Genomic DNA, 25,545 nt, shown 5'->3' with positions numbered 1-25,545 from the left:
GATGGCGGGCCCCGCATCGCTCGCGGCGTGGACCGCCGGTCTCACGGGCGCCAAACGCGCCGCGGCCGGCGTGTTCCTTGGCGCCGTCTCGGTGCTGGCCTTTGCCCCGTTCCATATCTGGCCCGTGCTCTTCGTTAGCCTTGGCGGCCTCGTCTGGCTCCTCGACGGCTGCTTTCGCGCCCGCGCAACGCGCCCCGCGCGCCTTTCCTGCGCGGCTCTGACCGGCTTTTGGTTCGGCTTCGGGTTCTTCGTGACGGGGCTCTACTGGGTCGCAGAGGCCTTCCTTGTCGAGCCCTGGCGCCACGGCTGGCTGATCCCGCTGGTCATGACGGTCCTGCCCGGCGGCATGGCCTTGTTCTTCGTGGCGGGCTGTGTCCTCGCCATGGCCGTTTGGCATCCGGGCCCGGCGCGCATCTTTGCCTTGGCGCTCGGGCTGGGCCTTTCGGAGTTTGCACGCGGGCACGTCCTCACCGGACTGCCGTGGAACCTGATCGGCTACGGGCTTCTGGCCAACGCGCCCCTGATGCAGCTCGCAGCGCTGTTTGGTGTCTACGCGGTGACGGTCTTTGCGGTTGCGCTCTTCGCCGCTCCGGCCGCGATCTGGAACGGCGGCGGGGCGCGGAGCCGGGGCGCTCTTCTTGCTGCTGGCCTCCTGTTTGTGCTGCTGGGGACGTCCTACGTCTGGGGCGAAATGCGCCTTGCAGGCACGCGCGAGGCGCCCGCTCCCTTACGCGTCCGTCTCGTCCAAGCCAATATCGACCAGGCCGAGAAATGGCGTCCCGAGAACGCGACGGGGATCTTCGAGACCTATTTGGACATGACGCGGCGGCCGGGACTCGAGGCGATCGATATCGTCGTCTGGCCGGAAACCGCCCTGCCGTTCCCGCTCGATACGTCCCCCGATGCACTCGCCGCGATCGGTGCGGCGCTGCCGGCGAACACGGTGCTGCTGGTGGGGAGCGCGCGGTGGACCGAGCGGCGCAACGCACACGGCATCCTCCTCGACCGGCATGCGTACAACAGCCTCATGACGGTCAACAGCGAAGGCCAGGTCGTTTCCGTCTATGACAAGATCCACCTCGTGCCGTTCGGGGAATTCCTTCCGTACCAGGAGGTCCTCGAAAGCCTCGGCGTCATGCAGATGACGGGCGTGCGCGGCGGCTTCACCGAAGGAGCCGGCCCGCGCCTCCTGGACGTTCCCGGCGCGCCGCCGGCTCTGCCGTTGATCTGCTACGAGATCATCTTTCCCGAGGAAGTGAGGCCCCCGCCGGGGCTGCGAAGCGCCGATGCGCGGCCGGGCTGGATGCTCAACGTCACCAACGATGCCTGGTTCGGATCGAGCGCGGGCCCGTATCAACATTTCCACCAGGCCCGCGTCCGCGCGGTGGAACTCGGGCTGCCGCTGATTCGCGTGGCCAACACGGGCATCTCCGCTGTGGTGGACCCTCTGGGCCGCATCCTTGCCGAAGTCGAGCTCGGCATCCAAGACACCGTCGACGCGGAACTGCCCGTGGCGGGGCCCATAACCCCCTATGCTCTGTGGGGGCCGTGGATGACGCTTCTGGCCCTCGGAACGGCCGTTTTAGGATGGCTGGTTTGCCGCAAGCGGATCGGGTCTCCGAACTTGACGGGCCAACCTCGGTCAACCTATGAATTTGATGGCGCTGGGAAACTTGGCACGATGTCTTCCCGGCGCTCCTTTATTACGGCCCCCTTTGAGAAAGATAATGGCAGGGAAGAAACCCAACCCAATTGACGTTCACGTCGGTAGCCGGGTCCGTCTTCGGCGCATGCTGCTCGGCATGAGCCAGGAACGCCTGGGCAACAGCATGGGGCTGACGTTCCAGCAGGTGCAGAAATACGAAAAAGGCGCCAATCGCATTGGTGCCAGCCGCCTGTACCATATTTCCAAGATCCTCGATGTGCCCGTGGGCTTCTTCTTCGAGGAAGCGCCCGTCCTCGACGAGCCGACGCCGACGCCCGGGATGGCCGAGCCCGAGTCCGAGGCCTTCATCCTGGAATTTCTGAATACGCGCGAAGGGCTTGAGCTCAATCGCAGCTTCACCAAGATCGCCGACGCGACGGTACGCAAGAGCGTCGTCGATCTCGTCCGCGCTCTGAGCGAGACGAAAAAGACCAAATAGCTTCCGAAGTTGTTTCCCTGAGCCGAACGCACGCAAAGGGGGTTGACCTGCGTGCGCGCCGTTGTCAGAACCGGCTCCTCACGTTAGCCCGGGGGCTAAGAGTTTCATACGAAGGGAAGCGCACGTGTCACGAGGAAACTACCTTTTTACGAGTGAATCCGTATCGGAAGGCCATCCGGATAAGGTTTGCGACCGCATTTCCGATGCCGTCGTGGATCTCTATCTTGCCGCCGACCCTTTCGCACGTGTCGCGTGCGAGACGCTCGTCACCACCAATCACATCGTCCTCGCCGGCGAGGTTCGCGGCCCTGAGAGCGTGACCCGCGACGCCATCGAAGCCGTGGCGCGGCGCGCCGTCCGGGAGATCGGTTACGAGCAGAAGGGCTTCCATTGGGAGTTGGCCCAGTTCGACAACTATCTCCACGAACAGTCCGCCGATATCGCCATGGGCGTTGATGCCGACGCGGAGAAGGACAAGGACGAAGGCGCCGGCGACCAGGGCATCATGTTCGGCTATGCCTGCCGCGAAACGGACGCGCTCATGCCCGCGCCGATCTTCTACGCCCATCGCATCCTGCATGAGATGGCGAAGGCCCGTCACGCCGGCCGCACGCCGGAGCTCGGCCCCGACGCCAAGAGCCAGGTGACGTTGGTCTATGAGAACGGCATGCCGGTCCGGACCGACTCCGTGGTGGTCTCGACCCAGCATGACGAACAGGCAACCTCCGCGCAGGTCGAGGAGATCGTCCGGGGCATCGTGGACGAGGTTCTGCCCACGGGCTGGGTCGACGCCAAGACGAAGTTCTACGTGAACCCCACGGGCCGGTTCGTCATCGGCGGCCCCGACGGCGATGCCGGGCTCACCGGCCGCAAGATCATCGTCGATACGTATGGGGGCGCGGCGCCCCATGGCGGCGGCGCGTTCTCGGGCAAGGACCCGACCAAGGTCGACCGCTCGGCGGCCTATGCCTCACGCTACCTCGCCAAGAACGTCGTTGCCGCGGGGCTCGCCGACAAGTGCACCTTGCAGGTGTCCTATGCGATCGGCGTCTCGCAGCCTCTGTCGATCTACGCCGACCTGCACGGAACCGGGAAGGTCTCCGAGGACAAGCTCGAGGACGCCTTGCGCCAGGTGATGGATTTGAGCCCGCGTGGCATCCGCGAGCATCTGGGGCTCAGCCGCCCGATCTACGAGCGCACGGCCGCCTACGGCCATTTCGGACGGACGCCCGAGAACGACGGCGGCTTCTCCTGGGAGCGCGTGGACCTGGCCGACGCGATCCGCGGCGCCGTCAGCTAAGCCCTCGAAGCCGCGCAAGGCATCGAGACCATGGCCGGGCTTGCGTCCCGGCCATGGTGCATTTTGACGTGCGTTTTGGGGTAGACAGGCCTACCCAAGCTTGGCACGCAGCCCGCCATGACGACCGAACCACGTGACGGCCCCCAAGACGGATCCCGTGACGGCTCCAAGGCGCGCCCGCTCCGGTCCTATGGACGGCGCAAGGGAAAGCGGTTGACCGCCCGGAAAGCGGGCCTTGTCGCCGACCTGCTGCCGCGGCTCCGGCCCGACCTTTCGCGGCCGGCGCCGGACGACCTGCGGACGTTGTTCGCCTGCCCCTTGCAAGAGGTCTGGCTGGAAATCGGCTTCGGCGGCGGCGAGCATCTCCTGTGGCAGCGCGCGCGAACCCCGAAATCGGCCCTGATCGGCTGCGAGCCGTTCCTCAACGGCGTTGCGAGTCTGCTCGGGGGCATCGACGACCACGGGATCGAGACGATCCGCATCCATGACGGCGATGCGCGCGACCTGATCGCCTGGCTGCCCGCGGGCTCGATTGCGCGCGTGTTTATTCTCTTTCCCGATCCCTGGCCCAAGAAGCGGCAGGCCAAGCGCCGCCTGATCACGCCGCAACTCGTGCGTTCGCTCATGCGCGTTCTACGAAGCGGCGGCGAACTGCGCTTTGCCAGCGACGACATGGACTATGCGCGCGAGGCGCTGCGCGTGATCGGCAACGATGCGGCCTTCGCATGGACCGCGAACCGCGCCGACGACTGGCGCCGGCGCCCGGCCGACTGGCCGGAGACGCGCTACGAGCGCAAGGCGCTGAGCGAGGGCCGGAAGCCGGCCTATCTTTGCTTTCGCCGCCTCTGACGCCGGACCGCCAGAATGCGCCTCGCGTTGCTGCCTCAGCGCGGACCTTGCCCCCGATTTTGCCCGTATTGGCCGGCAGTCGCTGCCCGGATATTGGGAACCCACTGATAAATTGTTGTTTTTCTGACCCGCGGCGCGCTTGAAACCTTGAAAAAAGCCCGTATATTAGCGCCAGAAACTCATGATTGATTTGATCAGGGGTGGGCTCCGGCCCGCTCCTTTTTGTTATGGGCTTCGGTCTCGGGCTTTATTCACGAATGCGCCCGTGGCCGGTCAGCTCTTTGAGCGCGGACATCATGTCGAGCCTTGCAGCAGACGCCGATCGCCGCTTTGTCCGGGAAACCGGACCGGAGCGCGCGGTTGCGGACCTTGCCGAGCCGGTCCTGGACGAGCTTGGCTTCCGTCTGGTGCGGGTGAAGATTTCGGGCCGCGACGGCGGCACGGTGCAGATCATGGCCGAACGGCCGACCGGCGAGATGAACGTGGACGATTGCGCGACGATCAGCCGGCGCCTGTCTCCGTTGCTCGATGCCTACGACCCCATGCCCGGGACGTACCGGCTGGAGGTCTCGTCGCCGGGTATCGACAGGCCGCTGGTGCGCCCGAGCGATTTCGCGACCTGGGTGGGACACGACGCCAAGGTCGAACTGAAAGAGGCCGTCGATGGGCGGAAGCGGTTCAAAGGCCGGATCGAAGACGTCGTCGACGAGGAAGTGCATTTGAAGATCGAGCTGGAGGCCGAATCGGAGCCGGTGATCATCGGCCTTCCCTTCTCGCTCATCGGCGAAGCGAAGCTGGCCATGGACCTCGAGGCCCTGCGCGCCGATCTTTCGGGTGGCGAGCCCGCCCAATGATTTTTCCGGCGGTCCTCACGGGCCGGCCGGGCTGAACGTAACTTTGTTTGGAGGCTAAGGAATGTCTCAGGCAGGCGTGAGCGCCAACAGGCTGGAGCTCTTGCAAATCGCCGACGCGGTCGCACGGGAAAAGTCGATCGACCGCCAAGTCGTCATCACCGCCATGGAAGACGCGATCCAGAAGGCGGCCAAGTCGCGCTACGGCAGCGAGAACGAAATCAAGGCGGAGGTCGATCCAAAGACCGGCGAGATCTCGCTGGCCCGCCTCTTGGAAGTGGTTGACGACGTCACCCTGGAAGCCACGCAGATCGCACTGGTCGATGCCCGGCGCAAGAACCCGGCCGCGCAGGTCGGCGACTTCATCGCCGAGCCGCTTCCGCCGCTCGATTTCGGCCGCGTCGCCGCGCAAAACGCCAAACAGGTGATCGTGCAGAAGGTGCGCGAGGCCGAGCGCGAGCGTCAGTACGACGAGTACAAGGACCGCGTGGGCGAGATCGTCAACGGTATCGTCAAGCGCGTCGAGTACGGCAATGTGATCGTGGACCTGGGCCGCGCCGAAGCGGTCGTGCGCCGCGACGAAACCTTGCCGCGCGAGAACTTCCGTTATGGCGACCGCATCCGCGCCTATGTCTACGACGTACGGCGGGAGCAGCGCGGCCCGCAGATCTTCCTGTCGCGCACCCATCCCGAATTCATGGCCAAGCTGTTCGCGCAGGAAGTGCCGGAAGTCTACGAAGGCATCGTCACCATCAAGTCGGTGGCGCGCGATCCCGGAAGCCGCGCGAAGATCGCCGTGGTGTCGCGGGACAGCTCCATCGACCCGGTGGGCGCGTGCGTGGGTATGCGGGGCAGCCGCGTGCAGGCCGTGGTGAACGAGCTCCAGGGCGAAAAGATCGACATCATCCAATGGTCGCCGGACGCTGCGACCTTCATCGTGAACGCGCTTGCGCCTGCCGAAGTGGTCAAGGTCGTGCTCGACGAGGACGCCGAACGCATCGAGGTGGTCGTGCCCGACCAGCAACTCTCGCTGGCCATCGGCCGTAAGGGGCAGAACGTGCGTTTGGCCTCTCAGCTCACCGGCTGGGATATCGACATCATGACGGAAGCCTCCGAATCGGAGCGCCGCCAGGCGGAGTTCGCCGAACGGTCGGCGACGTTCATGGAAGCGCTGGACGTGGACGAGGTCATCGCCCAGCTGCTGGCCTCCGAAGGCTTCTCGTCGGTCGAAGAAGTGGCTTTTGTGGACACCGACGAGATTTCTTCGATCGAGGGCTTCGACGAGGAGACCGCCGGGGAGATTCAGGCCCGCGCGCGGGAGCACCTCGAGAAGCTCGAGGCCGAACTGGACGCCAAGCGCAAGGAGCTCGGCGTTTCGGACGATCTGCTGCAGCTCGAAGGTCTCAACATGGCGATGCTCGTCGCACTCGGCGAGAACGACGTGAAGTCGGTCGAGGATCTGGCCGATTGCGCCACCGACGATCTGGCGGGCTGGACCGAGCGGCAGGACAAGGAAACGACCCGGCACCGCGGCTTCCTCGACGGCTTCGGCCTGACCCGGCCGCAATGCGAGGACCTGATCCTGGCCGCGCGGGTCAAGGCGGGTTGGATCGACGAAGCCGATCTCATCGCCGACGAGCCCGAGGCGGAGGCGGAGGAAGCCTCCGAGGACGCCGAGGCGAACCCCTATGGCGAGGGTGAAACATCCGGCGAAGACGCACCCGCGTCATGAGCCGGTTAGGACACAAGGTGGTTGCAGTTGGAAACGGCAGTGCACAGCGAGACGCGACGGACCGGGTCGCGACGGACCTCTGGGGACACCCAGCGGCGCTGCGCGCTGACGCGTGCCCACCGGCCTAAGACCGACCTCATCCGCTTCGTGCTTGGGCCGGACGGCACCGTCGTCCCGGACCTCAAGGAGCGCCTCCCCGGCCGGGGGGTTTGGCTCACCGCGACCCATGAGACGGTAGCAGACGCCGCGAAACGCAAGGTCTTCGCCCGCGCGCTGAAGACCGATGCCAAGGCCCCCGAAGGCCTGGCCGAGCAGGTCGACGGTCTCCTGAGCGAAGCGGCTCTTGGCGCGTTCGCCTTGGCCAACAAGGCGGGTGAGGTCGTTTTTGGCCACACCAAGGTCGAGGATGCCCTCCGATCGGGCCGGACCATCGCCTTGGTCCACGCGTCGGATGCGGCGGCAGACGGCTGCCGGAAATTGGACGGCAAGGCCAAGGCGGCCACGGACGGGCAGGGCCTTCCGGCGATCTGCGCATTTACCGCAGATGAATTGGGTTTGGCATCGGGCCGGACAAATGTGATACATGCTGCCCTCATCCAGGGCGGTGCGGCTCAAAAGTTCCTGGCGGCAGCCTCGCGTGTCGAGCGCTACCGCGGGGGCATTTCTGCATTCGCAGACAGATACGGATTGGATACGGAACAAGAATGAGCGAAACCAACGAGACTGAAGGCAAAACGGGCGGGCGCAAGATGACACTCAATTTGCGCCGGACCGTGGAATCAGGCCATGTGCGCCAGAGCTTCAGCCATGGGCGCTCCAAATCCGTCCTGGTGGAGAAGAAGAAGCGCCGCTCGATCGGGCCCGGCGGATCGGCCGCCGCGCCCGCCGAAGAGGCCCAGGAAAAACCTCAGGCCAAGGCCCCCGAGAAGGAGGCCGCGCCGAAGCCGGCCGCGACCAAGCAGCGCCGCTCCGGCGTTGTCCTGAAGCAGCTCTCCGAGGAAGAGAAAGGTGCCCGCGCCAAGGCGCTCGCCGACGCGAAGATCCGCCGCGCCGAGGAACGCGAGCGTGCCAAGGAGGATGCCGCGAAGGAAGCCGCTCTGGCGGAGCAGCGCGCCAAGGAGGCCGCCGAGGCCGAAGCGCGCAGAGTTGAGGAAGAGGCAAGGCAGGCCACCGAAGCGAAGACCGAGGCGGAGGCCAAACCCAAGGCCAAGGCCGTGCCGAAGACGGACGACGGCGCGCGCCGGCCGCTTGCGCCCGAAAAGGAAGAGCAGCCGAAGCGCCAGGCCGACGCCCGCCACAAGAAGGGCGCCGCCACACCGCGCCGCGGCGACGAACGCCGGGTTCGCGGGCGCCTCACCATCACCAATGCACTCGACGAGGAGCAGCGCCAGCGGAGTCTCGCCTCGCTGAAGCGCCATCGCGAGCGGCAGAAGAAGCAGGGCACGGGCCCGCAGTCCGGGCAGAAGATCGCCCGCGAAGTGATCATTCCGGACGTCATCACGATCCAGGAGCTCGCCAACCGCATGGCCGAGCGTGGCGTCGACGTCATCAAGTTCCTGATGAAAGACGGCGCGATGCACAAGATCACGGACGTGATCGACTCGGACACCGCGCAGCTCATCGCCGAGGAGTTCGGGCATACGGTGCGCCGCGTGTCCGAAGCGGACGTGGAAGAAGGCTTTATCGGCGAAGTGGATGCTGAGGAAGACCTCGCCCCGCGCGCGCCGATCGTGACCATCATGGGCCATGTCGATCACGGCAAGACTTCGCTGCTGGATGCCATCCGGGCCGCCAATGTGGTGAGCCAGGAAGCGGGCGGCATCACCCAGCATATCGGCGCCTATCAGGTCACCGTGCCATCGGGTCAGAAGGTCACCTTCATCGACACCCCGGGCCATGCGGCCTTCACCGCCATGCGCGCCCGCGGCGCCAAGGTCACGGACATCGTGGTTCTGGTCGTGGCCGCCGACGACGGCGTGAAGCCGCAAACCATCGAGGCGATCAACCACGCCAAGGCGGCCGAGGTGCCGATCATCATCGCCATCAACAAGATCGACAAGCCGGGCGCGGACCCGCAGCGGGTTCGCACCGAGCTGCTCAGCCACGAGATCGTGGTGGAAAGCATGGGCGGCGACACGCTGGAGATCGAGGTTTCCGCGCTCAAGAGGACCAATCTCGACGCCCTGCTCGAAGCCATCGTGCTGCAGGCGGAGGTCCTGGAACTCAAGGCCAATGCGGATCGCGCGGCCGAGGGCGTGATCGTCGAAGCGAAGCTCGAACGCGGGCGCGGCCCCGTCGGCACGGCGCTGGTCCAGCGCGGCACGCTGAAGCTTGGCGACATCATCGTGGCGGGCTCGGCTTGGGGCCGTGTGCGGGCGCTGATCAACGATCTCGGCGAGCACACCAAGGAGGCCGGACCGTCCGTCCCGGTCGAGGTGCTGGGCTTCGACTCCGCGCCTGAAGCCGGCGATCAGTTCGCCGTTGTGGAGAATGAGGCGCGCGCCCGCGAAATCACCGAGTACCGCGATCGCGAGCGGCGCAAGACCCTGGCGGTGGCCGGTCAGCGCGGCAGCCTCGAGCAGATGATGAATCAGCTCCAGGAAGCCGGCGTTAAGGAGTTCCCACTGGTCATCAAGGGCGACGTGCAGGGCTCGGTCGAGGCGATCAGTGCCGCCCTCGCCCAGCTCGGCTCCGACGAAGTCCGGGCGCGTCTTGTGCATGTGGGCGTCGGCGGCATCACCGAATCCGACATCTCCCTGGCGACCACGTCCGGCGCCGTGGTGCTGGGCTTCAATGTCCGCGCCAACGCGCAAGCGCGCGCGGCGGCCGAGCGCGACGGAGTCGAAGTGCGCTACTATGCGGTGATCTACGACCTTGTCGACGATATGCGTCAGGCCATGTCGGGTCTGTTGGCCCCGACCCGGCGCGAGACCTTCCTCGGCAATGCCGAAATCCTGGAAGTGTTCAACATCTCCAAGGTGGGCAAGGTTGCGGGCTGCCGCGTGACCGAAGGCAAGGTCGAGCGTGGCGCGCATGTCCGCCTGATCCGCGACAACGTCGTCATTCACGAAGGCGAGCTGTCCACGCTCAAGCGTTTCAAGGACGAGGTCAAGGAAGTGGTGGCCGGCCAGGAATGCGGCATGGCCTTCGAGGGCTACCAGGACATGCGCGAAGGCGACGTGATCGAATGCTTCCAGGTGGAACACGTCCAGCGCACCCTGTAAGACGATCCGTCATGGCGAGGCGCCCGGCCGTCCTTCGAGGCTCGGGCTTCGTCCTCGCGCCTCACGATGACGGCCGGGCCTGACCCGGCAATCCATTCCAACTGGACTTCAGTTTTCTGAGACGCCGCGGAATGGATGCCCGGATCAAGTCCGGGCATGACGGTTTGAGTTAGGATCCAAGATGAGCAGTCGAGACAAAGGCGCGCGCGCGCCCAGCCAACGCCAATTGAAGGTGGGCGAACTCATCCGCCATGCTCTCGCAGAGATCTTCTCGCGCGGGGACGTGGTGGACGATGTCATCGCGCGCCACTCGCTGACCGTTCCGGAAGTGCGCATGTCGCCCGATCTCAAGGTCGCGACCTGCTATGTGATGCCGCTTGGGGGCGGCGAAGCGGGCGACGTGGTCCAGCACTTGGAGCAGCACAAGCGGTTCCTGCGCGGCGAAGTCGCAAAGCGGATCAGCCTGAGATACATGCCGGAGCTCCGGTTCCGCGAGGACACCACCTTCGAGGCCTCGTCGCGGATCGACGAACTTCTGGCCTCGCCCCAAGTGGCGCGCGATATCGCCCGGGACGGCGACGACTAGAACGCGCGCAAAGGGCACGGGGCACAAGGGGCAATCGCGATGGGACGGCGGCGCAAGGGCCAAGCGGTCAATGGCTGGCTCGTACTGGACAAGCCCGCGGGGCTGACCTCCACCAAAGCGGTGGGGCGGACGCGCTGGCTGTTCGATGCACAGAAGGCCGGTCATGCGGGCACGCTCGATCCGCTGGCCACGGGGATTCTGCCCATCGCCTTCGGGGAAGCCACCAAGACCGTCCCCTATGCCGTCGAGGGCGCCAAGACCTATCGCTTCACGGTTCGCTTCGGAGCCGAGACGGACACGGACGATGCGGAAGGCACCGTGACCGCGACCAGCGCCAAGCGGCCGACACGCGCCGAGATCGAAGCGGTCCTGCCGCAATTCGTCGGCGAGATCAGCCAAGTGCCGCCGCGCTTCTCCGCCCTGAAGGTCGACGGGGCCCGAGCCTACGATCTGGCCCGCGACAAGGAAGACTTCGAGCTTGCCCCCCGCATCGTGTCCATCGACCGGCTTGCCGTGATCGACCTCCCGGATCCGGAGACCTGCGTCCTGGAAGCCGATTGCGGCAAAGGCACCTATGTCCGGGCGCTCGCCCGCGACCTCGGCCGGACGCTTCAGTGCCGCGGCCATATCGCCGCCTTGCGCCGGACACGGGTCGGCGACTTCGTCGAGGACGAGGCCGTCGCGCTGGACGCGGTGGAGCAGGCGGCCGAGGAGGGCCGCGAGACGCTGCTCGCCCTGCTCCAACCCGTGGACAAGGCGCTTTCGGACCTTCCGGCGCTCTCCGTCACCCCCACCGACGCCTCTAGGCTCCGGCAGGGGCGTTCGGTGCTGCTCAGGGGGCGCGACGCCCCCATCGTGACGGGACCGGTTTATGCGGTTTCCCGGGGCAGGCTGGTCGCGATTGGCGAGGTGGAGCAAGGCGAATTCCACCCCACGAGGGTCTTTAACCTGCCCGATTAGACCCCTGAAATAGCGCTGGTCTCGGGGACGATAATCCCTATAGTGCAGCGGTTGCGTGGGAGCCTCGCGATTATCGCGCCTTCACGCGCATCACCATCCGACCGTGCTGGACGACATCCCGGCCCGGCCTTGTCAAACACCTCAAACATTTAGGAGAACCCGATGTCGATTAGTGCTGAACGTAAGCAAGATTTGATCAAGGAATACGCGACCAAAGCCGACGATACCGGATCACCGGAAGTCCAAGTCGCCATCCTCACCGAGCGCATCAGCAACCTCACCGAGCACTTCAAGACGCACGGTAAGGACAACCATTCGCGTCGCGGGCTGTTGAAGATGGTCAGCCAGCGCCGCCGCCTGCTCGACTACGTGAAAGCGTCAGACGAAGAAAGGTACAAGAAGCTCATTGGCCGGCTCGGAATTCGCCGGTAGCAGGGCCGCCGCGCGCTGCGGCGAGCGTTGGAGCTTCCTCACATATGCACGGGCTCGTTCCCTCGCCACCGGGCGGCGGGACGGCCTTATCTTTCCCTACCGAATGGGACACACACATGTTCGATAAACACACTGTAGAAATTGAATGGGCACGGCGCCCGCTCAAACTTGAGACCGGGCGCGTGGCGCGCCAAGCCGACGGGGCCGTCCTCGCCACCTACGGCGAGACCTGCGTTTTGGCGACCGTCGTTTCCGCCAAAGAGGAGCGGCCCGGAATCGACTTCTTTCCTCTGACCGTGAACTACCAAGAGAAGACGTTCGCCGCTGGCAAAATTCCCGGCGGCTTTTTTAAGCGCGAAGGACGTCCGAGCGAGAAGGAAACCCTCACCTCGCGCCTGATCGACCGTCCGATCCGCCCGCTTTTCGCAAAGGGCTTCAAGAACGATACCCAGGTCGTCACTACCGTGCTGTCGCACGACATGGAGAACGATCCCGACATCGTGGCCATGGTCGCCGCCTCCGCGGCGCTGACCCTTTCGGGCGTGCCGTTCCTCGGCCCCATCGGCGCCGCGCGCGTAGGCTATGTCGAGGGCAAATACATCCTGAACCCGATGATCGATGAGATGCCCGAGACCTCACTCGATCTCGTGGTCGCCGGCACGGCCGACGCCGTTCTGATGGTGGAGTCCGAGGCCAACGAGCTTCCCGAAGACGTCATGCTTGGCGCGGTGATGTACGGCCATGAGCACTTCCAGCCCGTCATCGAGGCCATCGTCAAGCTGGCCGAGGTTGCCGCCAAGGAACCGTGGGAGCTGAAGACCGCGGACAATTCCGAGATGGTCGCCAAGGTCGGCGAGATCGCCGATGCCGGCCTCCGCGAGGCCTACGCCATCGTCTCCAAGCAGGAGCGGCGCGACAGCATTTCCAAGGTGAAGGAGACCGTGGTCTCCACGCTGGTGCCGGAAGACGACGATGGCACGATCGCCGGCAAGGTCGCCGGCGCCTTCAAGGAGGCCGAGAAAGACGTCGTCCGCGGCAGCATTCTGGACACCAAGAAGCGCATTGACGGCCGCGACCTGGTGACGGTGCGGCCGATCGTTTGCGAGGTCGGTGTCCTGCCCCGGACCCATGGCAGCGCGCTCTTCACCCGCGGCGAGACGCAGGCCCTGGTCGTCACGACGCTGGGCACGGGCGACGACGAGCAGTTCGTGGATGCGCTGCAAGGGACCTACAAGGAAACCTTCATGCTGCACTACAATTTCCCGCCCTACTCGGTCGGCGAAACAGGCCGCATGGGGTCCCCAGGACGCCGCGAGATCGGCCACGGCAAGCTTGCCTGGCGCGCGGTTCATCCGATCCTGCCCGATCGCGAGCAGTTCCCGTACACGCTTCGCGTGGTCTCCGAGATCACCGAATCGAACGGGTCCTCTTCGATGGCGACGGTGTGCGGCACCTCGCTCGCATTGATGGACGCCGGCGTTCCGCTGAAGCGGCCTGTCGCCGGTATCGCCATGGGCCTCATCAAGGAGGGCGACAAGTTCGCCGTCCTCTCGGACATTCTGGGCGACGAGGACCATCTCGGCGACATGGACTTCAAGGTGGCGGGAACGGCCGAGGGCGTAACCTCGCTCCAGATGGACATCAAGATCACCGGCATTACCGAGGAGATCATGAAGATCGCCCTCGATCAGGCCAAGGGCGGCCGCCTGCACATCCTGCACGAGATGGACAAGGCGCTGAACGAGGCCCGTCCCGAGCTCGGCGAATACGCCCCGCGCATCGAGACGATCCAGATCCCGACCGATAAGATCCGCGAGGTCATCGGCTCGGGCGGCTCCGTCATCCGCGAGATCGTCGCGGAGTCCGGCGCGAAGATCGACATCTCCGACGACGGCACGGTCAAGATCGCGTCCGCCAATGCGGAGTCGATCCGCCAGGCCATTGCCCGGATCAAGTCCATCGCCGCCGAACCCGAGGTCGGCGAGATCTATCAGGGCAAGGTCGTGAAGGTGATGGAGTTCGGCGCGTTCGTGAACTTCTTCGGCCCGCGCGACGGCCTGGTCCACATTTCCCAACTGGAAGAGGGGCGTCCCAAGACGGTTGGAGATGTGGTCAAGGAAGGCGACCAGGTCTGGGTCAAGCTGCTGGGCTTCGACGAGCGCGGCAAGGTCCGCCTGTCGATGAAGGTGGTGGATCAGGAGACCGGAAAAGAGAAGGAGCCTGCCGAGGCCAGCTAAGCCAGACGGCACGCTGAAGTCAGACGCAAGAAAGGGGCGCCTCGGCGCCCCTTTTTTGTGGCCTGCTTGAAACCTAAGGCATTCGGCCTGGACGACTGCGGCGCCCGCCCGGCGCGCTAGTCCTCCGGCGCCGGCGGAATCTTGGCGTCCTTGGCGCAGCGCGTGCCGATGATGGTGTATTTCGGATTGCCGCGCTGCCAGGTATCGGCCTTGCCGTGGCTCTCGCGGATGCACGACACGGCGTCCTCGTATTGCGCGTCCGTGAGCTTGTATTCCGTACACTGCTCACCCGTCGCGGCAAGACAAACCATCAGGATGATTTCGAACACGGCTCCTCCTTGGCAATCCGGATTCTGTGGATCTTGTTGCTCGCGGTCTACTGCGCGGCTTCGCGCGGCGCGGCCTTGGCCATGGCGTTTCCGAGCTCCTCCGCCCGTTCGATCTCCTTCAAGGAGTCGAGGTCCGGCATGAACGTGGTCGCGTAGCCGCAATCCACGAAGTGGACCTCGCCGGTGACCGCGCCGGACAGATCGGACAGGAGATAGAGCGCCGAGCCGCCGACTTCGTCGAGCGTCGGCGAACGGCGCATGGGCGCGTGCTGTTGCTGGTAGTGCAGCAAGGTGCGCGCATCGGAAATGCCCGCGCCCGCCAGCGTCCGCATGGGACCGGCAGACAGGGCATTCACGCGGATGCCCTGAGGCCCGAGATCGGAGGCCAGATAGCGGACGGAGGCTTCGAGAGCCGCCTTGGCTACGCCCATGACATTGTAGCAAGGGACGACGCGCGTGGAGCCGCCATAGGTCAGCGTCAGCAGCGAACCGCCCTCGTTCATCATGTCCGATGCCCGCTTGCAGATCTCCGTGAAGGAGAAGCAGGAGATGACCATCGTGTGTTCGAAGTTCTCACGGGTGGTGTCGCAATAGCGTCCCTTGAGCTCGTTCCGGTCCGAAAAGGCAAGCGCGTGAACCACGAAGTCCAGCGTTCCCCATTCTTTCCGGATCACGTCGAGCATACGATCGACGCTGTCGAGGTCCTCGACGTCGACTTCCTCGATGATCTTTGCACCGATCGATTGGGCCAACGGCACGGCCCGGCGGCCGAACGCGCCACCCTGGTAGCTGAACGCCAGCTCGGCGCCCTGCCCGTGCAAGACGCGGGCAATGCCCCAAGCAATCGATCGGTCGTTGGCGACGCCCATGACCAAGCCGCGCTTGCCCGCCATCAGCGGGCCAGGTTCTGCAATATCTTTCGTCGTTGCCATCGTGCTTACTCTGCCTGAAGTTGCCTAACGTCCCGCGCCACCGGCCTCAGCCATTCAACCGGCGGAATACGAGGGAGGCATTCGTGCCTCCAAAACCAAAACTGTTCGACATTACCGTATTCAGCGCAACACCGTCCTCACGCTGACGAATGATGGGTACGTCGGCGACCTCGGGGTCCAAGGTCTCGATATTCGCCGACTCGCAAATGAAGCCGTTCTTCATCATCAATAGGGAATAGATCGCCTCGTGCACGCCGGCGGCGCCCAGCGAGTGGCCGGTGAGCGATTTGGTGGCGCTGATCGGTGGGCAATCGTCGCCGAACACCTCGCGAATGGCCTGGATCTCCAAGACATCGCCCTGGGGCGTCGACGTCGCGTGCGGGTTGATGTAGTCGATCTTCTCGCCGTTCAGGTTCTGCAGGGCCATGCGCATGCAGCGCACCGATCCCTCGCCCGAGGGCAGCACCATGTCGTAGCCGTCCGATGTCGCGCCATAGCCGACGAGTTCCGCATAGATCTTCGCGCCGCGCGCCTTGGCATGCTCCAGCTCCTCGAGCACGAGGCCCGCGCCGCCCGCAATCACGAAGCCGTCACGCGCCACGTCATAGGCGCGGCTGGCTTTCTCGGGCTGGTCGTTGAAGTCCGACGACATGGCGTTCATCGAGTCGAACAGGACGGAGAGCGTCCAGTCGAGTTCCTCGCCACCGCCGGCGAAGACCACGTCCTGCTTGCCGAGCTGGATCAGTTCCGCGCCGTTGCCGATGCAGTGCGCGCTGGTGGAACAGGCCGACGAAATGGAATAGCTCACGCCCTTGATGTGATAGGGCGTCGACAGCGTCGCCGAGTTCGTCGAAGACATGGCTTTGGGCACTTCGAAGGGGCCCACCTTCTTGGGGCCGCGTTCGCGCGTCGTATCGGCCGCCTTGACGATGGCCCGCGTCGACGGACCGCCGGAGCCCATGATCAGACCGGTGCGCTCGTTGGAAATATCATTTTCCTCGAGGCCAGAATCTTGGATGGCCTGTTCCATGGCCACATAGTTCCAGCCGGCGCCCGCCCCCATGAAGCGGCGCACTTTCCGGTCGATCATGCCCTCCCAGTCGAGCGTGGGGGCGCCGTGAACCTGGCAGCGGAACCCGAGCTCGGCGTATTCGTCAGCCCGGACGATGCCGGACTTGGCCTCGCGGAGTGAGGCCAGGACTTCCTGAGCATTGTTCCCGATCGAGGAAACGATGCCGATGCCGGTAACGACAACGCGTCTCATTGGCTTAACGTCCTTGCGGCCCATGCCGTGACATAGGGCCGATCCATTGGGCCCCTATGCACTGGCGGCTGCGGTCTCGTCCGCCTGGAATAGCCCGACCCGGAGGTCCTTGGCCGTGTAAATCGTTTCACCGTCCGCCTTGAGCCAGCCGTCCCCGGTCCCGAGCGTGAATTTGCGGCGAATGACCCGCTGCAGTTCGACGACATATTCTATCTTTTTCACGGTCGGCACTACCATGCCAGAGAACTTCACCTCGCCGACCCCGAGCGCCGCCCCTTGCCGGGCCCCCGTGCAGCCCAGGAAGAACCCGAGCATTTGCCAGAGCGCGTCCAGTCCGAGACAGCCCGGCATCACCGGATCGCCCTGGAAGTGACAAGCGAAGAACCACAGATCGGGCTTCACGTCCAACTCCGCCACGATCCTGCCGCGGCCCTGTTCGCCGCCGCTTGGCTCCAGGAGCGGAATCCGGTCGAACATCAGCATCGGCGGGAGAGGCAACTGGGCATTGCCAGGGCCGAACAACTCGCCCCGGGCACATGCGAGCAGGTCCTCGTAGTCGAAGCTGGACTGCCGTTCCGCCAGTGGTTCTTGCACGCTTCTTCGCCCTTCGTCAGGTTCGTAGGGATTGCGGTCTCGTCGGTGGGCTGGTTTCCTAACACATGCATGGGCCCACCAAAAGCCCGGCTGGCGATCCTCGTCGGCCGCCGCTTTTTCGGCCCTTCACCTGATACAGGTCAAAGTGCCAAAATGCCTAAAGGGCATAGCATTGCGGTTCGTGCGGCTTCCCACTATATTCCCAGCTTCAATGACTTACTCACTAGAGACCATGGAAAACACCTCCGCTGCAGACGATCCGAGAATGGCGCCGGCCGGCGACGCAGCCAAGCTGCTGCGCGGTGCGGGTCTGCGGCCCACGCGCCAGCGGCTGGCCCTCGCCCGGCTTCTTTTCGCCGAAGGCGACCGGCACGTGACGGCCGAGCGTCTGCACGAGGAGGCCGTCGCGTCGAAGGTGCCGGTGTCGCTGGCGACCGTCTACAACACGCTGCACCAGTTTACCGAGGCGGGGCTGCTGCGTGCGGTGGCCGTGGAGGGCGCGAAGACCTATTTCGACACCAACACGTCGAACCATTTTCACTTCTTCTGCGAGGACAGCGCGAACCTGCTGGATATCGACACGAACGCGATTCGCATCGAGGGTCTGCCCGAGGCGCCGGACGGGAAGGTCATTTCGCGGGTCGACGTCCTGGTTCGTCTCGTCGACAAGGACGGCTAAGCGTCCATCGCGGGTCTTGCGCCCCGCCCGCCGCCGGAGACGCGGCTACTCGATCTTTTCATCGCGATACACGCCCCAGAGCTTTTGCTGCTGGACGTAGCCCGAGTAGCTGCCCACGGACAGCTCACACCATTGTCCATCGCAGGCGACCAGATCGCCTATGACCCCCGGCTGAAGCTGCGCCACGACGCCGGACCCGGCCGAGCGGCGCTCGTGTAGCGGGATCGACACGGGGGCGCCCTGCCCGGCCTTGCTCCAAGGGCTGACGAGGACGGTGCGCCGTCCGCTGAGGAGGCTGTGAAAGACCCACCCGTCGGCCCCTTCGCTGTCCCGCACACGCCGCCAGTTCTCGAACTCGGCAATGACCTCGACCGGAAGCCCGGCCCTGGAGAACACCCAAACAATCGCCTGATCGGTGCTGGGACCGCGCCGGACATTGACCTTGTTGGACTTAAGGCTGACGAAGCGCGGAACGCGCAGGCCTGAGCTCTTTCCGTTCGCGGCGACGGGGATGACGGCCTCTTCCGCGACGACATGCGCCGGCGTGGCGAACAGGACGGCCCCTGCCAGAAGCGCGCTCACCGCAAGTGCCAGCGCCGTTCCCAGCCGTGCAGTCCCGCGAAAGCCCATCGTTTTCCCCCCTTTGGCCGCCCAATCCTATCCTCTGAATGGCGGAGAAAAGTGAACGGATCGTGGCCCAAACCGGACTTGGGGGCATCTCGGGGCGCCGTCGGCGCGTTTGAGCCAAGTTGACGCTTTATCTCTCAGAGTCGCTTCTGTTAGACAATGCGCTGATTTCAACGAAAACTGGGGCTCGGGACCGCCCGACCTTCTGACGGGACACAACTTATGGCTTCTGAAAGACCGCTCGTTATCGTCACGCGTAAGCTGCCGGATGTCGTGGAGACGCGACTGCGGGAGCTGTTCGACGCGCGGCTGAACCTCGAGGACAAACCCTTTTCGCGCGACGAACTGATCGCGGCCGTGAAGGAGGCCAACGTGCTCGTGCCGACCGTCACCGACCGGATCGACCGCTCCGTGCTGAGCCAGGCCGGGCCGAACCTCAAGCTCATCGCCCAGTTCGGAACCGGCGTCGACAATATCGACCTCGACACGGCCCGCAATCGCGCGATCCTCGTGACCAACACGCCCGGCGTCCTCACCGAGGATACCGCCGACATGACCATGGCCCTGATCCTCGCGGTCCCGCGGCGTCTGACCGAAGGCGCGGCGCTGCTGAAGTCCGGCGGCGGTGAGTGGCAAGGCTGGTCGCCCACCTGGATGCTCGGCCACCGCATCTACGGCAAGCGCCTCGGCATTGTCGGCATGGGGCGGATCGGCCAGGCCGTGGCGCGGCGGGCCAAGGCCTTCGGTCTTCAGATCCACTATCACAACCGGCGCCGGGTGCAGGGCGAGATAGAACAGGCGCTCGAGGCCACCTATTGGGACAGTCTCGACCAGATGCTGGCGCGGATGGACATCATCTCCATCAACTGCCCCCATACGCCGGCGACCTACCACCTGCTGTCGGCGCGCCGCCTCGCGCTCCTCAAGCCGTCGGCCTATATCGTCAACACCGCGCGCGGCGAGGTGATCGACGAGAACGCCCTGGCCCGCATGGTCGAGAACAACGAACTGGCCGGCGCCGGCCTCGACGTGTTCGAGCACGAGCCCGCGGTGAACCCGAAGCTGCTACGCAGCGACAAGGTCGTGGTGCTGCCGCATATGGGATCGGCCACGCTCGAGGGCCGCGTCGATATGGGCGAGAAGGTCATCGTCAACATCAAGACCTTTCTCGACGGTCATGCCCCGCCCGACCGCGTTCATCCGGCGATGTTCTAGAACGGACGCTGCGCCGCTCAAGCGCGCATGACTTCCGGCAGCGCCACATGCTCGGGCCGGAATCCGAGGCCGACGATCCGGCCCGGTATGCGCCTGAGCAGCGGAAAGTCGTTCAGCATCCGCAAGGGGAACGGGATCTCCGTGATCTCCGAGGCCGACAGGACGTTCGAGATGACGCGGTCCTGCAGGAAGACCTGCATCCGCTGCGTCAGCTTAACGGGCAGGGTTCGGCGCTTCTGCACCCGCGCCAGATCCGCCTCGGCGACATTCCGCTCCAGCAGCGGCAGCGCCAGGATATTGGCGGTAGCGACGGCGTCCTGAACCGCGAGATTGACCCCCACGCCGCCGATCGGCGACATGGCGTGGGCCGCATCGCCGATGCAGAGCAGCCCGGGCCGATACCATTTCTTGAGACGGTCGACCTTGACCGACAGGAGCTTCACGTCGTCCCAGGTCTCGAGCTCGCGCACGCGCGCGCCAAGGGACGGCTTCAGGGCCATGATGGCCAACCGGAACGACTCCAGCCCCTTGCGCCGGAGCTGATTGAAGCCGCCCTTCGGGATCACATAGGCGCATTGCCAGTAGTCGCCGCGATTGATCATGATGAAGAAGCGGCCCGGCTCGATGCGGCCGAACGTGTCGTCGCCGTCCTCGGGTTTTCGCGAGATGCGCATCCACAACACGTCCATCGGCGCGCCGATGTCCTCGACCTCCAGCCGCGCCAGCGACCGTACCGTGGAGTGGCGGCCGTCGGTGCCGACCACGAGGTCAGCGCGCACTTCGAGGTCGCCGTCATGGGTGGCCGCCTTGAGGCCAACGACCTTGCCGCCCTCGGTCAGAAGTTCGTCAACGTCGGCGCCCATGTGCAGATCGAAGTTTGGATTCTTCTTTCCTTCGGCTGCCAGAAAATCGAGGAAGTCCCATTGCGGCATGAAGGCGATGTATTTGGCCACGGTCGGCAGGTGGGTGAAGTCGGCGATCTGGACGGTGCGGTCGCCGATCTCCGCGCTGAGATGCTCGACCTTTTCATGGGGCAGTTTCAGAAACGCATCGAGCAGGCCCAGCTCGTACATGACCTCAAGGGTCGAGGGGTGGATCGTGTCGCCGCGAAAGTCCCGGAAGAAGTCCTCGTGCTTTTCGAGGACGACCACTTTCACGCCCGCCCGCGCGAGCAGGTAGCCCAGCATGACGCCCGCCGGACCGCCGCCCGCAATGGCGCAACTGGCGGTGATGGTCTTTTGCCTCGCCTCGTCGGACATCGCGCAGCCCCATATGGGCGCGCCCGGCACGGCCGCCGGGCGATCCCTTGATCGGTGGCCCCTAGAGCAATCTAGAGTTTCACGACACGATCGTGGATGCAAAAGATTGAGAAATCCTGTTGCCGCGCGGTCCAGCGCGGTCCCTCACGCAACGGGGGCGCTGTGGTGGGACAGGTCCCGGAGCCTGGGATTTTCGCCGTTGAGGGGGTTTTCCGGGTCCCAGGCGTAACGAACCGTGGAGACCCGCGCCTGAAGCGCGTCATAGAGCAGGAGCCGGCCCACCAGCCCCTCGCCGATCCCGAGAAGCTCCTTGACGACCTCCACGGCCTGAAGGCAGCCCAAGACCCCGGCTACCGCGCCCAGGATCCCCGCTTCCGAACAGGCCGGGACGGTTCCCTCCGGGGGCGGCGCCGGAAACAGGCAGCGATAGTTCGGATTGGGCTGCCCGTCCGCGTCGGTCTCGAAGGCACGAAAGGTCGTGAGCTGACCATCGAGCGGTCCCACCGCCGCGGTGACCAGCGGCCGCTTCGCGAAATAGCACGCATCGTTCACGAGGTAGCGCGTGGCGAAATTGTCGGAGCCGTCGGCGACAATGTCGAAGGCGCCGACGATGCTCAGCGCGTTTTCGGCCACGAGCCGCGTCGTGAAGAGCTGCACCTCCACATGCGGATTGAGTCGCATGACGGTCTCGGCCGCGCTGCGCGTCTTGCGCTTGCCGACGGCCTCGGTCTCGTGCAGCACCTGGCGCTGGAGATTGTCCAGACTCACGCGGTCCGTCTCGATGATGCCGATCCGCCCGACCCCCGCGGCCGCGAGATACAAGATGAGCGGAGAGCCGAGGCCGCCCGCGCCGATCACGAGCACGCTGGCGGCTTTCAGGCGCTGCTGCCCCTCGCCGCCGATCTCCTTCAAGACCAGATGCCGGCGATAGCGGGCGATTTCCTCGTCTGTCAGCATGGTCCCTATCTAGGCGCTCTGGGCGGGGGCCACCAGCCCGATCAGGCGCTGGACCCGGTCGATCCGAATCCGCCCTCGCCTCGACCCGTATCCGTCACAGTCTCGACCAAGACGACCTCGACCTGAGAGACCGGAGCGACGACGAGTTGCGCGATGCGGTCGCCGCGCCGGATCTCGAATGCCACCTGGCCCAGGTTGATCAGGAGGACCTTCACTTCCCCGCGGTAATCCGCGTCGATCGTCCCGGGGCTGTTGAGCACCGTCACACCGTGCTTGAGGGCCAGCCCCGAGCGGGGACGCACCTGCGCCTCGAAACCGGCCGGCACTTCGAGCACGAGCCCGGTCGAAACCAGTTCTCGTTGGCCTGGCGCCAGGTTGAGCGGTTTATCCTCCGGGATGGCCGCCATGATATCGAGGCCGGCGGCGTGCTCTGTCTCGTAAATTGGAATCCTCATGTCTCTTCCATGAGGAAGTCGCAGGACACCGAGGACAACGCTCATGCGAGACCGCTCACTCGGCCGCAAGCTGCATCGCGTGCAGGGCTTCGGCCGCCCGGGCGAGGAGCTTCGCGGCCATCTCGTCCTTGCCCATGGCCGGCCAGTCCTCGACACCGGTGGCGGAGACGAGATGCACCTCCGTATGGTCCCCGCCCATGATGCCCGTGTCCGGGGACACGTCGTTGGCGACAATCCAGTCCGCGCCTTTACGGCTGAGCTTGGCCTGCGCGTGGGTGATGATGGTCTCGGTCTCGGCCGCGAAGCCGATGACCAGGGTCGGACGCCGCGCGCCGGGTGCCGCGAGGGTCGCGAGAATGTCGGGGTTGCGGGCAAGCGCCAGATTGAGCCCGGTCTGGCCGTCTTCCTTCTTCAGCTTCTGTGCCGCCTGATGGGCCGCGCGCCAATCGGCAACGGCCGCGGCGCAGATCGCGACATCGACCGGCAAGGCGGCGAGGGCGGCATCCAGCATATCCGTCGCCGTCTCGACCTTGATCGTCGTCACGCCCGGCATGTCCGGCAGGTTCGTCGGACCCGAAACGAGGGTGACCTTCGCCCCCATGTCCTTGGCGACGCGGGCCAAAGCATGGCCCTGCTTGCCGGACGAGCGGTTGGCGATGTAGCGCACGGGGTCGATCGGCTCGTAGGTCGGCCCGGCGGTGATCAGCACGTGACGGCCCGCGAGCGACGCACCGTGCAGACCCGGCAGGATACGCTCGATCGCATCGGCGATGGCCTCCGGCTCGGCCATGCGGCCGGGACCGAACTCGCCGCACGCCATGTCGCCCTCGTCCGGCCCGACAAAGCGCACGCCGTCGGCGCGCAAGGTGGCGACGTTCCGCATGGTCGCGGGATGCTCCCACATGCGCACGTTCATGGCCGGCGCCACGAGCACGGTCTTGTCCGTCGCCATGAGCACGGTGGAGGCGAGATCGTTTCGCAAGGCCGTTCGCCATCTTGGCGAGCAGGTCCGCCGTCGCGGGCGCACCACCACAAGGTCGGCTTCGCGCGAAAGCTGGATATGGCCGATCTCCGCCTCGTCCTTGAGATCGAAGAGATCGGTGAAGGTCTTGTCGCCGGAGAGCGTCGAAAAGGAGAGCGGCGTCACGAACTCCGCCCCGCCTCTGGTGAGGACCACGCGCACGGCCGCGCCCCGCTCGCGCAGACGGCGAACGAGCTCCAGGGCCTTGTAGGCGGCAATACCGCCGCCAACGATCAGAAGGATGCGCTTGCCGGGAAGCATGGGGTCCGTCCTTGGGTTCGTCGGGTTTAGTCTATCACAGTGGGGCCCGAGATCGGCCCTCAGAAGATCATCGTGGCGGCGATGGTGAGCAGCGCCAAGGCGCCGACCCAAATGCCGATCCGCGTCCAGCGGTCCTGGGATTTCTGGGCCTGGGCCAGCCGCGCCACGCTTTCGTCGTCCAGCTTCAGCCCGTCTTCGGCCATGGCGCCGAACGCATCGGCCGTCCGCTCGGCCTGGCGCAGGAGCTTGGGCAGATCGCCGACGAAACGGCCGACCGACGCGGCGCCTTCGGCCGCCTGCTCGATCCGCGCGCCGGCCCCGAGCTGGCTCTCGAGCCAGTCCTTCACCACCGGCTCGGAGACGACCCACATGTTCAGCTCCGGATCGAGGTTGCGGCCGACGCCCTCGACCACGACCATGGTCTTCTGAAGCAGGATCAGCTCGGGCCGGGTCTGCATGTCGAAGACTTCCGTGTACTGCAGAAGCTGCCCCAGCAGCTGGGCCATGGAGATCTCGCTCGCGGGGCGGTCCATGATCGGCTCGCCGATCGCGCGCAGGGCCTGCGCGAACTGAGCCACCGAATGTTTGCGCGGCACGTAGCCCGCATCGAAATGGACTTGGGCCACGCGGGCGTAATCGCGGGTGATGAAGCCGTAAAGGATCTCGGCGAGAAAGCGCCGCTCCTTCATGCCGAGACGCCCCATGATGCCGAAATCGACCGCGACGATGCAGCCGTCCGCATCGACGAAGAGATTTCCCTGGTGCATGTCGGCATGGAAGAACCCGTCGCGCAGCGCGTGTCGCAGGAAGGCCTGCATGAGCGTCGCGCCCAGCGCCTTGAGGTCGTGACCCTTGGCCTTGAGCGTGTCGACGTCGCTCATGGGCGTGCCCTCGATCCATTCGAGCGTGAGGACGCGCCTTGCGCTGCGCTTCCAGTCCACGCGCGGCACCCGGAAGCCGATGTCGTCCTTCGTGTTGTCGGCCATCTCGGAAATGGCGGCCGCTTCCATGCGCAGGTCCATCTCGATCGCCACGGACTTGGCGAGCGTGTCCACCACGGCGATGGGGCGCAGGCGCCGCGAGGGGGCATGGAAGCGTTCGATCATCCGCGCAGCGAAGAAGTAGGAATCGAGGTCCTTCTTGAAGCGCTGCTCGATCCCGGGCCGCAGCACTTTGACGGCCACGTCCTTGAGGCTCCCGTCGGCGTTCCGGACCTTGGCTTTGTGCACCTGGGCGATGGAGGCCGCCGCCACGGGCGGGCCGAACTCCGCGAAAAGCGTCGCGAGCGGTGCTTCCAGCTCCGCCTCGACCAGCTTGACCGCCTCGTCCTGCGAGAACGGCGGCAAACGGTCCTGCAGGGTCGAAAGATCGCGCGCGAGCTCGCGGCCGACAATGTCGTCCCGGGTGGCGAGGAACTGGCCGAGCTTGATGTAGGAGGGCCCGAGCGATGTGAGCGCGGTCGACAGCCGCGCCTCGTTCTCGGTGCCGGGCTTCTGCCGCAAGGGGGCCGTCACCCGGCTGAACACGGCGAGCGGCCCCGAGACGCGGGCATCTTCGGGCAGAACGCGCGCGCCGCTCCAGGCGAGCGTCGCCCCCGCCTTTGTCAGCCGCGCCATATTTGCAATGGCGTTCACGTT

At 65.5% G+C, this 25,545-nt stretch carries 24 protein-coding genes; 14 read left to right on the top strand and 10 right to left on the bottom strand.

The window, feature by feature from the left end:
* The first annotated feature begins 1 nt into the window (after position 1).
* The 12 genes from lnt (at position 2) to pnp (ending at position 14,315) form a co-directional block, all read left to right on the top strand.
* A complete protein-coding gene (gene lnt / locus AUC68_RS05690) occupies positions 2-1,756 on the top strand; it encodes an apolipoprotein N-acyltransferase (RefSeq protein ID WP_069436738.1) in 1,755 nt (584 codons plus the stop codon).
* Positions 1,728-2,144, top strand: a complete 417-nt coding sequence (locus tag AUC68_RS05685; protein ID WP_069436737.1) for a helix-turn-helix domain-containing protein — start codon at positions 1,728-1,730, stop codon at positions 2,142-2,144. Before lnt ends, AUC68_RS05685 begins: the two co-directional genes overlap by 29 nt.
* 124 nt (positions 2,145-2,268) lie before the next feature.
* Positions 2,269-3,444 carry a methionine adenosyltransferase gene (metK, locus tag AUC68_RS05680; protein ID WP_069436736.1) on the top strand — a complete coding sequence of 392 codons (1,176 nt, stop codon included), beginning with the start codon at positions 2,269-2,271 and terminating at the stop codon, positions 3,442-3,444.
* 117 nt (positions 3,445-3,561) lie between these two features.
* The gene (gene trmB / locus AUC68_RS05675; RefSeq protein WP_083240458.1) at positions 3,562-4,293 is read left to right on the top strand and encodes a tRNA (guanine(46)-N(7))-methyltransferase TrmB; all 732 of its coding nucleotides are present in this window, start codon (positions 3,562-3,564) and stop codon (positions 4,291-4,293) included.
* A gap of 296 nt (positions 4,294-4,589) precedes the next feature.
* A complete protein-coding gene (gene rimP, locus AUC68_RS05670; RefSeq protein ID WP_083240519.1) occupies positions 4,590-5,147 on the top strand; it encodes a ribosome maturation factor RimP in 558 nt (185 codons plus the stop codon).
* Between the two features lie 61 nt (positions 5,148-5,208).
* A complete protein-coding gene (nusA, locus tag AUC68_RS05665; RefSeq protein ID WP_069436734.1) occupies positions 5,209-6,876 on the top strand; it encodes a transcription termination factor NusA in 1,668 nt (555 codons plus the stop codon).
* Positions 6,877-6,903: 27 nt separating this feature from the next.
* The gene (locus tag AUC68_RS05660) at positions 6,904-7,584 is read left to right on the top strand and encodes an RNA-binding protein (protein WP_069436733.1); all 681 of its coding nucleotides are present in this window, start codon (positions 6,904-6,906) and stop codon (positions 7,582-7,584) included.
* The gene (infB, locus tag AUC68_RS05655; protein WP_069436732.1) at positions 7,581-10,100 is read left to right on the top strand and encodes a translation initiation factor IF-2; all 2,520 of its coding nucleotides are present in this window, start codon (positions 7,581-7,583) and stop codon (positions 10,098-10,100) included. Before AUC68_RS05660 ends, infB begins: the two co-directional genes overlap by 4 nt.
* 181 nt (positions 10,101-10,281) lie before the next feature.
* On the top strand, positions 10,282-10,686 hold the full coding sequence (gene rbfA / locus AUC68_RS05650) for a 30S ribosome-binding factor RbfA (protein ID WP_069436731.1): 405 nt from the start codon (positions 10,282-10,284) through the stop codon (positions 10,684-10,686).
* A 39-nt stretch (positions 10,687-10,725) separates the two neighbouring features.
* Positions 10,726-11,646 (top strand): tRNA pseudouridine(55) synthase TruB, encoded by a 921-nt coding sequence (gene truB, locus AUC68_RS05645; protein ID WP_069436730.1) that lies wholly within the window; start codon positions 10,726-10,728, stop codon positions 11,644-11,646.
* 162 nt (positions 11,647-11,808) lie between these two features.
* A complete protein-coding gene (rpsO, locus tag AUC68_RS05640) occupies positions 11,809-12,078 on the top strand; it encodes a 30S ribosomal protein S15 (RefSeq protein WP_069436729.1) in 270 nt (89 codons plus the stop codon).
* 116 nt (positions 12,079-12,194) lie between these two features.
* Positions 12,195-14,315, top strand: a complete 2,121-nt coding sequence (gene pnp, locus AUC68_RS05635) for a polyribonucleotide nucleotidyltransferase (RefSeq protein WP_069436728.1) — start codon at positions 12,195-12,197, stop codon at positions 14,313-14,315.
* 116 nt (positions 14,316-14,431) lie between these two features.
* Here pnp and AUC68_RS05630 read toward each other — a convergent pair whose 3' ends face one another.
* Genes AUC68_RS05630 through fabA form a run of 4 tightly spaced genes read right to left on the bottom strand, consistent with a single transcriptional unit; the run spans position 14,432 to position 17,422 of the window.
* Positions 14,432-14,644, bottom strand: a complete 213-nt coding sequence (locus AUC68_RS05630) for a hypothetical protein (RefSeq protein ID WP_069436727.1) — start codon at positions 14,642-14,644, stop codon at positions 14,432-14,434.
* Positions 14,645-14,691: 47 nt separating this feature from the next.
* Positions 14,692-15,576 (bottom strand): enoyl-ACP reductase FabI, encoded by an 885-nt coding sequence (gene fabI, locus AUC68_RS05625; RefSeq protein ID WP_069436726.1) that lies wholly within the window; start codon positions 15,574-15,576, stop codon positions 14,692-14,694.
* A gap of 46 nt (positions 15,577-15,622) precedes the next feature.
* Entirely contained in the window at positions 15,623-16,840 is a 1,218-nt protein-coding gene (gene fabB, locus AUC68_RS05620) for a beta-ketoacyl-ACP synthase I (RefSeq protein WP_069437042.1), read from the bottom strand.
* 54 nt (positions 16,841-16,894) lie between these two features.
* Entirely contained in the window at positions 16,895-17,422 is a 528-nt protein-coding gene (fabA, locus tag AUC68_RS05615) for a 3-hydroxyacyl-[acyl-carrier-protein] dehydratase FabA (protein ID WP_069437041.1), read from the bottom strand.
* A 277-nt stretch (positions 17,423-17,699) separates the two neighbouring features.
* On the opposite strand from fabA, the gene irrA reads away from it, so the two are divergent.
* On the top strand, positions 17,700-18,113 hold the full coding sequence (gene irrA / locus AUC68_RS05610) for an iron response transcriptional regulator IrrA (RefSeq protein WP_069437040.1): 414 nt from the start codon (positions 17,700-17,702) through the stop codon (positions 18,111-18,113).
* Positions 18,114-18,158: 45 nt separating this feature from the next.
* Here irrA and AUC68_RS05605 read toward each other — a convergent pair whose 3' ends face one another.
* Entirely contained in the window at positions 18,159-18,743 is a 585-nt protein-coding gene (locus AUC68_RS05605) for an SH3 domain-containing protein (protein WP_083240457.1), read from the bottom strand.
* A gap of 219 nt (positions 18,744-18,962) precedes the next feature.
* On the opposite strand from AUC68_RS05605, the gene AUC68_RS05600 reads away from it, so the two are divergent.
* Positions 18,963-19,955 (top strand): 2-hydroxyacid dehydrogenase, encoded by a 993-nt coding sequence (locus tag AUC68_RS05600; protein WP_069436725.1) that lies wholly within the window; start codon positions 18,963-18,965, stop codon positions 19,953-19,955.
* Between the two features lie 17 nt (positions 19,956-19,972).
* Here AUC68_RS05600 and AUC68_RS05595 read toward each other — a convergent pair whose 3' ends face one another.
* From AUC68_RS05595 to ubiB, 5 genes are all read right to left on the bottom strand, one after another.
* Positions 19,973-21,214: an FAD-dependent oxidoreductase gene (locus AUC68_RS05595; RefSeq protein ID WP_069436724.1), complete on the bottom strand. Its 1,242-nt coding sequence runs from the start codon at positions 21,212-21,214 to the stop codon at positions 19,973-19,975.
* A gap of 144 nt (positions 21,215-21,358) precedes the next feature.
* Positions 21,359-22,171 (bottom strand): HesA/MoeB/ThiF family protein, encoded by an 813-nt coding sequence (locus tag AUC68_RS05590; protein ID WP_069436723.1) that lies wholly within the window; start codon positions 22,169-22,171, stop codon positions 21,359-21,361.
* Between the two features lie 41 nt (positions 22,172-22,212).
* Complete coding sequence (dut, locus tag AUC68_RS05585) at positions 22,213-22,671, bottom strand: dUTP diphosphatase (protein ID WP_069436722.1); 459 nt, start codon at positions 22,669-22,671, stop codon at positions 22,213-22,215.
* A 10-nt stretch (positions 22,672-22,681) separates the two neighbouring features.
* On the bottom strand, positions 22,682-23,908 hold the full coding sequence (gene coaBC / locus AUC68_RS05580) for a bifunctional phosphopantothenoylcysteine decarboxylase/phosphopantothenate--cysteine ligase CoaBC (RefSeq protein ID WP_069436721.1): 1,227 nt from the start codon (positions 23,906-23,908) through the stop codon (positions 22,682-22,684).
* A gap of 59 nt (positions 23,909-23,967) precedes the next feature.
* Entirely contained in the window at positions 23,968-25,542 is a 1,575-nt protein-coding gene (ubiB, locus tag AUC68_RS05575) for a 2-polyprenylphenol 6-hydroxylase (RefSeq protein ID WP_425283212.1), read from the bottom strand.
* Between the last annotated feature and the right edge of the window lie 3 nt (positions 25,543-25,545).

Source organism: Methyloceanibacter methanicus (assembly GCF_001723285.1).
In the GTDB taxonomy this organism is placed as follows: domain Bacteria; phylum Pseudomonadota; class Alphaproteobacteria; order Rhizobiales; family Methyloligellaceae; genus Methyloceanibacter; species Methyloceanibacter methanicus.
Note: the sequence above shows the minus strand (reverse complement) of the source record. Positions and strands in the feature narration are given on the sequence as shown.

What these genes read in the sequence shown, in the direction of transcription:
- rimP (WP_083240519.1), top strand. Translation starts at nt 4,590, where the DNA reads ATGTCGAGCCTTGCAGCAGACGCCGATCGCCGCTTTGTCCGGGAAACC.
- dut (WP_069436722.1), bottom strand. Translation starts at nt 22,671, where the DNA reads ATGAGCGTTGTCCTCGGTGTCCTGCGACTTCCTCATGGAAGAGACATG.
- infB (WP_069436732.1), top strand. Translation starts at nt 7,581, where the DNA reads ATGAGCGAAACCAACGAGACTGAAGGCAAAACGGGCGGGCGCAAGATG.
- AUC68_RS05605 (WP_083240457.1), bottom strand. Translation starts at nt 18,743, where the DNA reads ATGGGCTTTCGCGGGACTGCACGGCTGGGAACGGCGCTGGCACTTGCG.
- nusA (WP_069436734.1), top strand. Translation starts at nt 5,209, where the DNA reads ATGTCTCAGGCAGGCGTGAGCGCCAACAGGCTGGAGCTCTTGCAAATC.
- fabB (WP_069437042.1), bottom strand. Translation starts at nt 16,840, where the DNA reads ATGAGACGCGTTGTCGTTACCGGCATCGGCATCGTTTCCTCGATCGGG.
- coaBC (WP_069436721.1), bottom strand. Translation starts at nt 23,908, where the DNA reads ATGCTTCCCGGCAAGCGCATCCTTCTGATCGTTGGCGGCGGTATTGCC.
- rpsO (WP_069436729.1), top strand. Translation starts at nt 11,809, where the DNA reads ATGTCGATTAGTGCTGAACGTAAGCAAGATTTGATCAAGGAATACGCG.
- lnt (WP_069436738.1), top strand. Translation starts at nt 2, where the DNA reads ATGGCGGGCCCCGCATCGCTCGCGGCGTGGACCGCCGGTCTCACGGGC.
- trmB (WP_083240458.1), top strand. Translation starts at nt 3,562, where the DNA reads ATGACGACCGAACCACGTGACGGCCCCCAAGACGGATCCCGTGACGGC.
- pnp (WP_069436728.1), top strand. Translation starts at nt 12,195, where the DNA reads ATGTTCGATAAACACACTGTAGAAATTGAATGGGCACGGCGCCCGCTC.
- irrA (WP_069437040.1), top strand. Translation starts at nt 17,700, where the DNA reads ATGGCGCCGGCCGGCGACGCAGCCAAGCTGCTGCGCGGTGCGGGTCTG.
- AUC68_RS05600 (WP_069436725.1), top strand. Translation starts at nt 18,963, where the DNA reads ATGGCTTCTGAAAGACCGCTCGTTATCGTCACGCGTAAGCTGCCGGAT.
- AUC68_RS05595 (WP_069436724.1), bottom strand. Translation starts at nt 21,214, where the DNA reads ATGTCCGACGAGGCGAGGCAAAAGACCATCACCGCCAGTTGCGCCATT.
- AUC68_RS05590 (WP_069436723.1), bottom strand. Translation starts at nt 22,171, where the DNA reads ATGCTGACAGACGAGGAAATCGCCCGCTATCGCCGGCATCTGGTCTTG.
- fabI (WP_069436726.1), bottom strand. Translation starts at nt 15,576, where the DNA reads ATGGCAACGACGAAAGATATTGCAGAACCTGGCCCGCTGATGGCGGGC.
- rbfA (WP_069436731.1), top strand. Translation starts at nt 10,282, where the DNA reads ATGAGCAGTCGAGACAAAGGCGCGCGCGCGCCCAGCCAACGCCAATTG.
- AUC68_RS05685 (WP_069436737.1), top strand. Translation starts at nt 1,728, where the DNA reads ATGGCAGGGAAGAAACCCAACCCAATTGACGTTCACGTCGGTAGCCGG.
- truB (WP_069436730.1), top strand. Translation starts at nt 10,726, where the DNA reads ATGGGACGGCGGCGCAAGGGCCAAGCGGTCAATGGCTGGCTCGTACTG.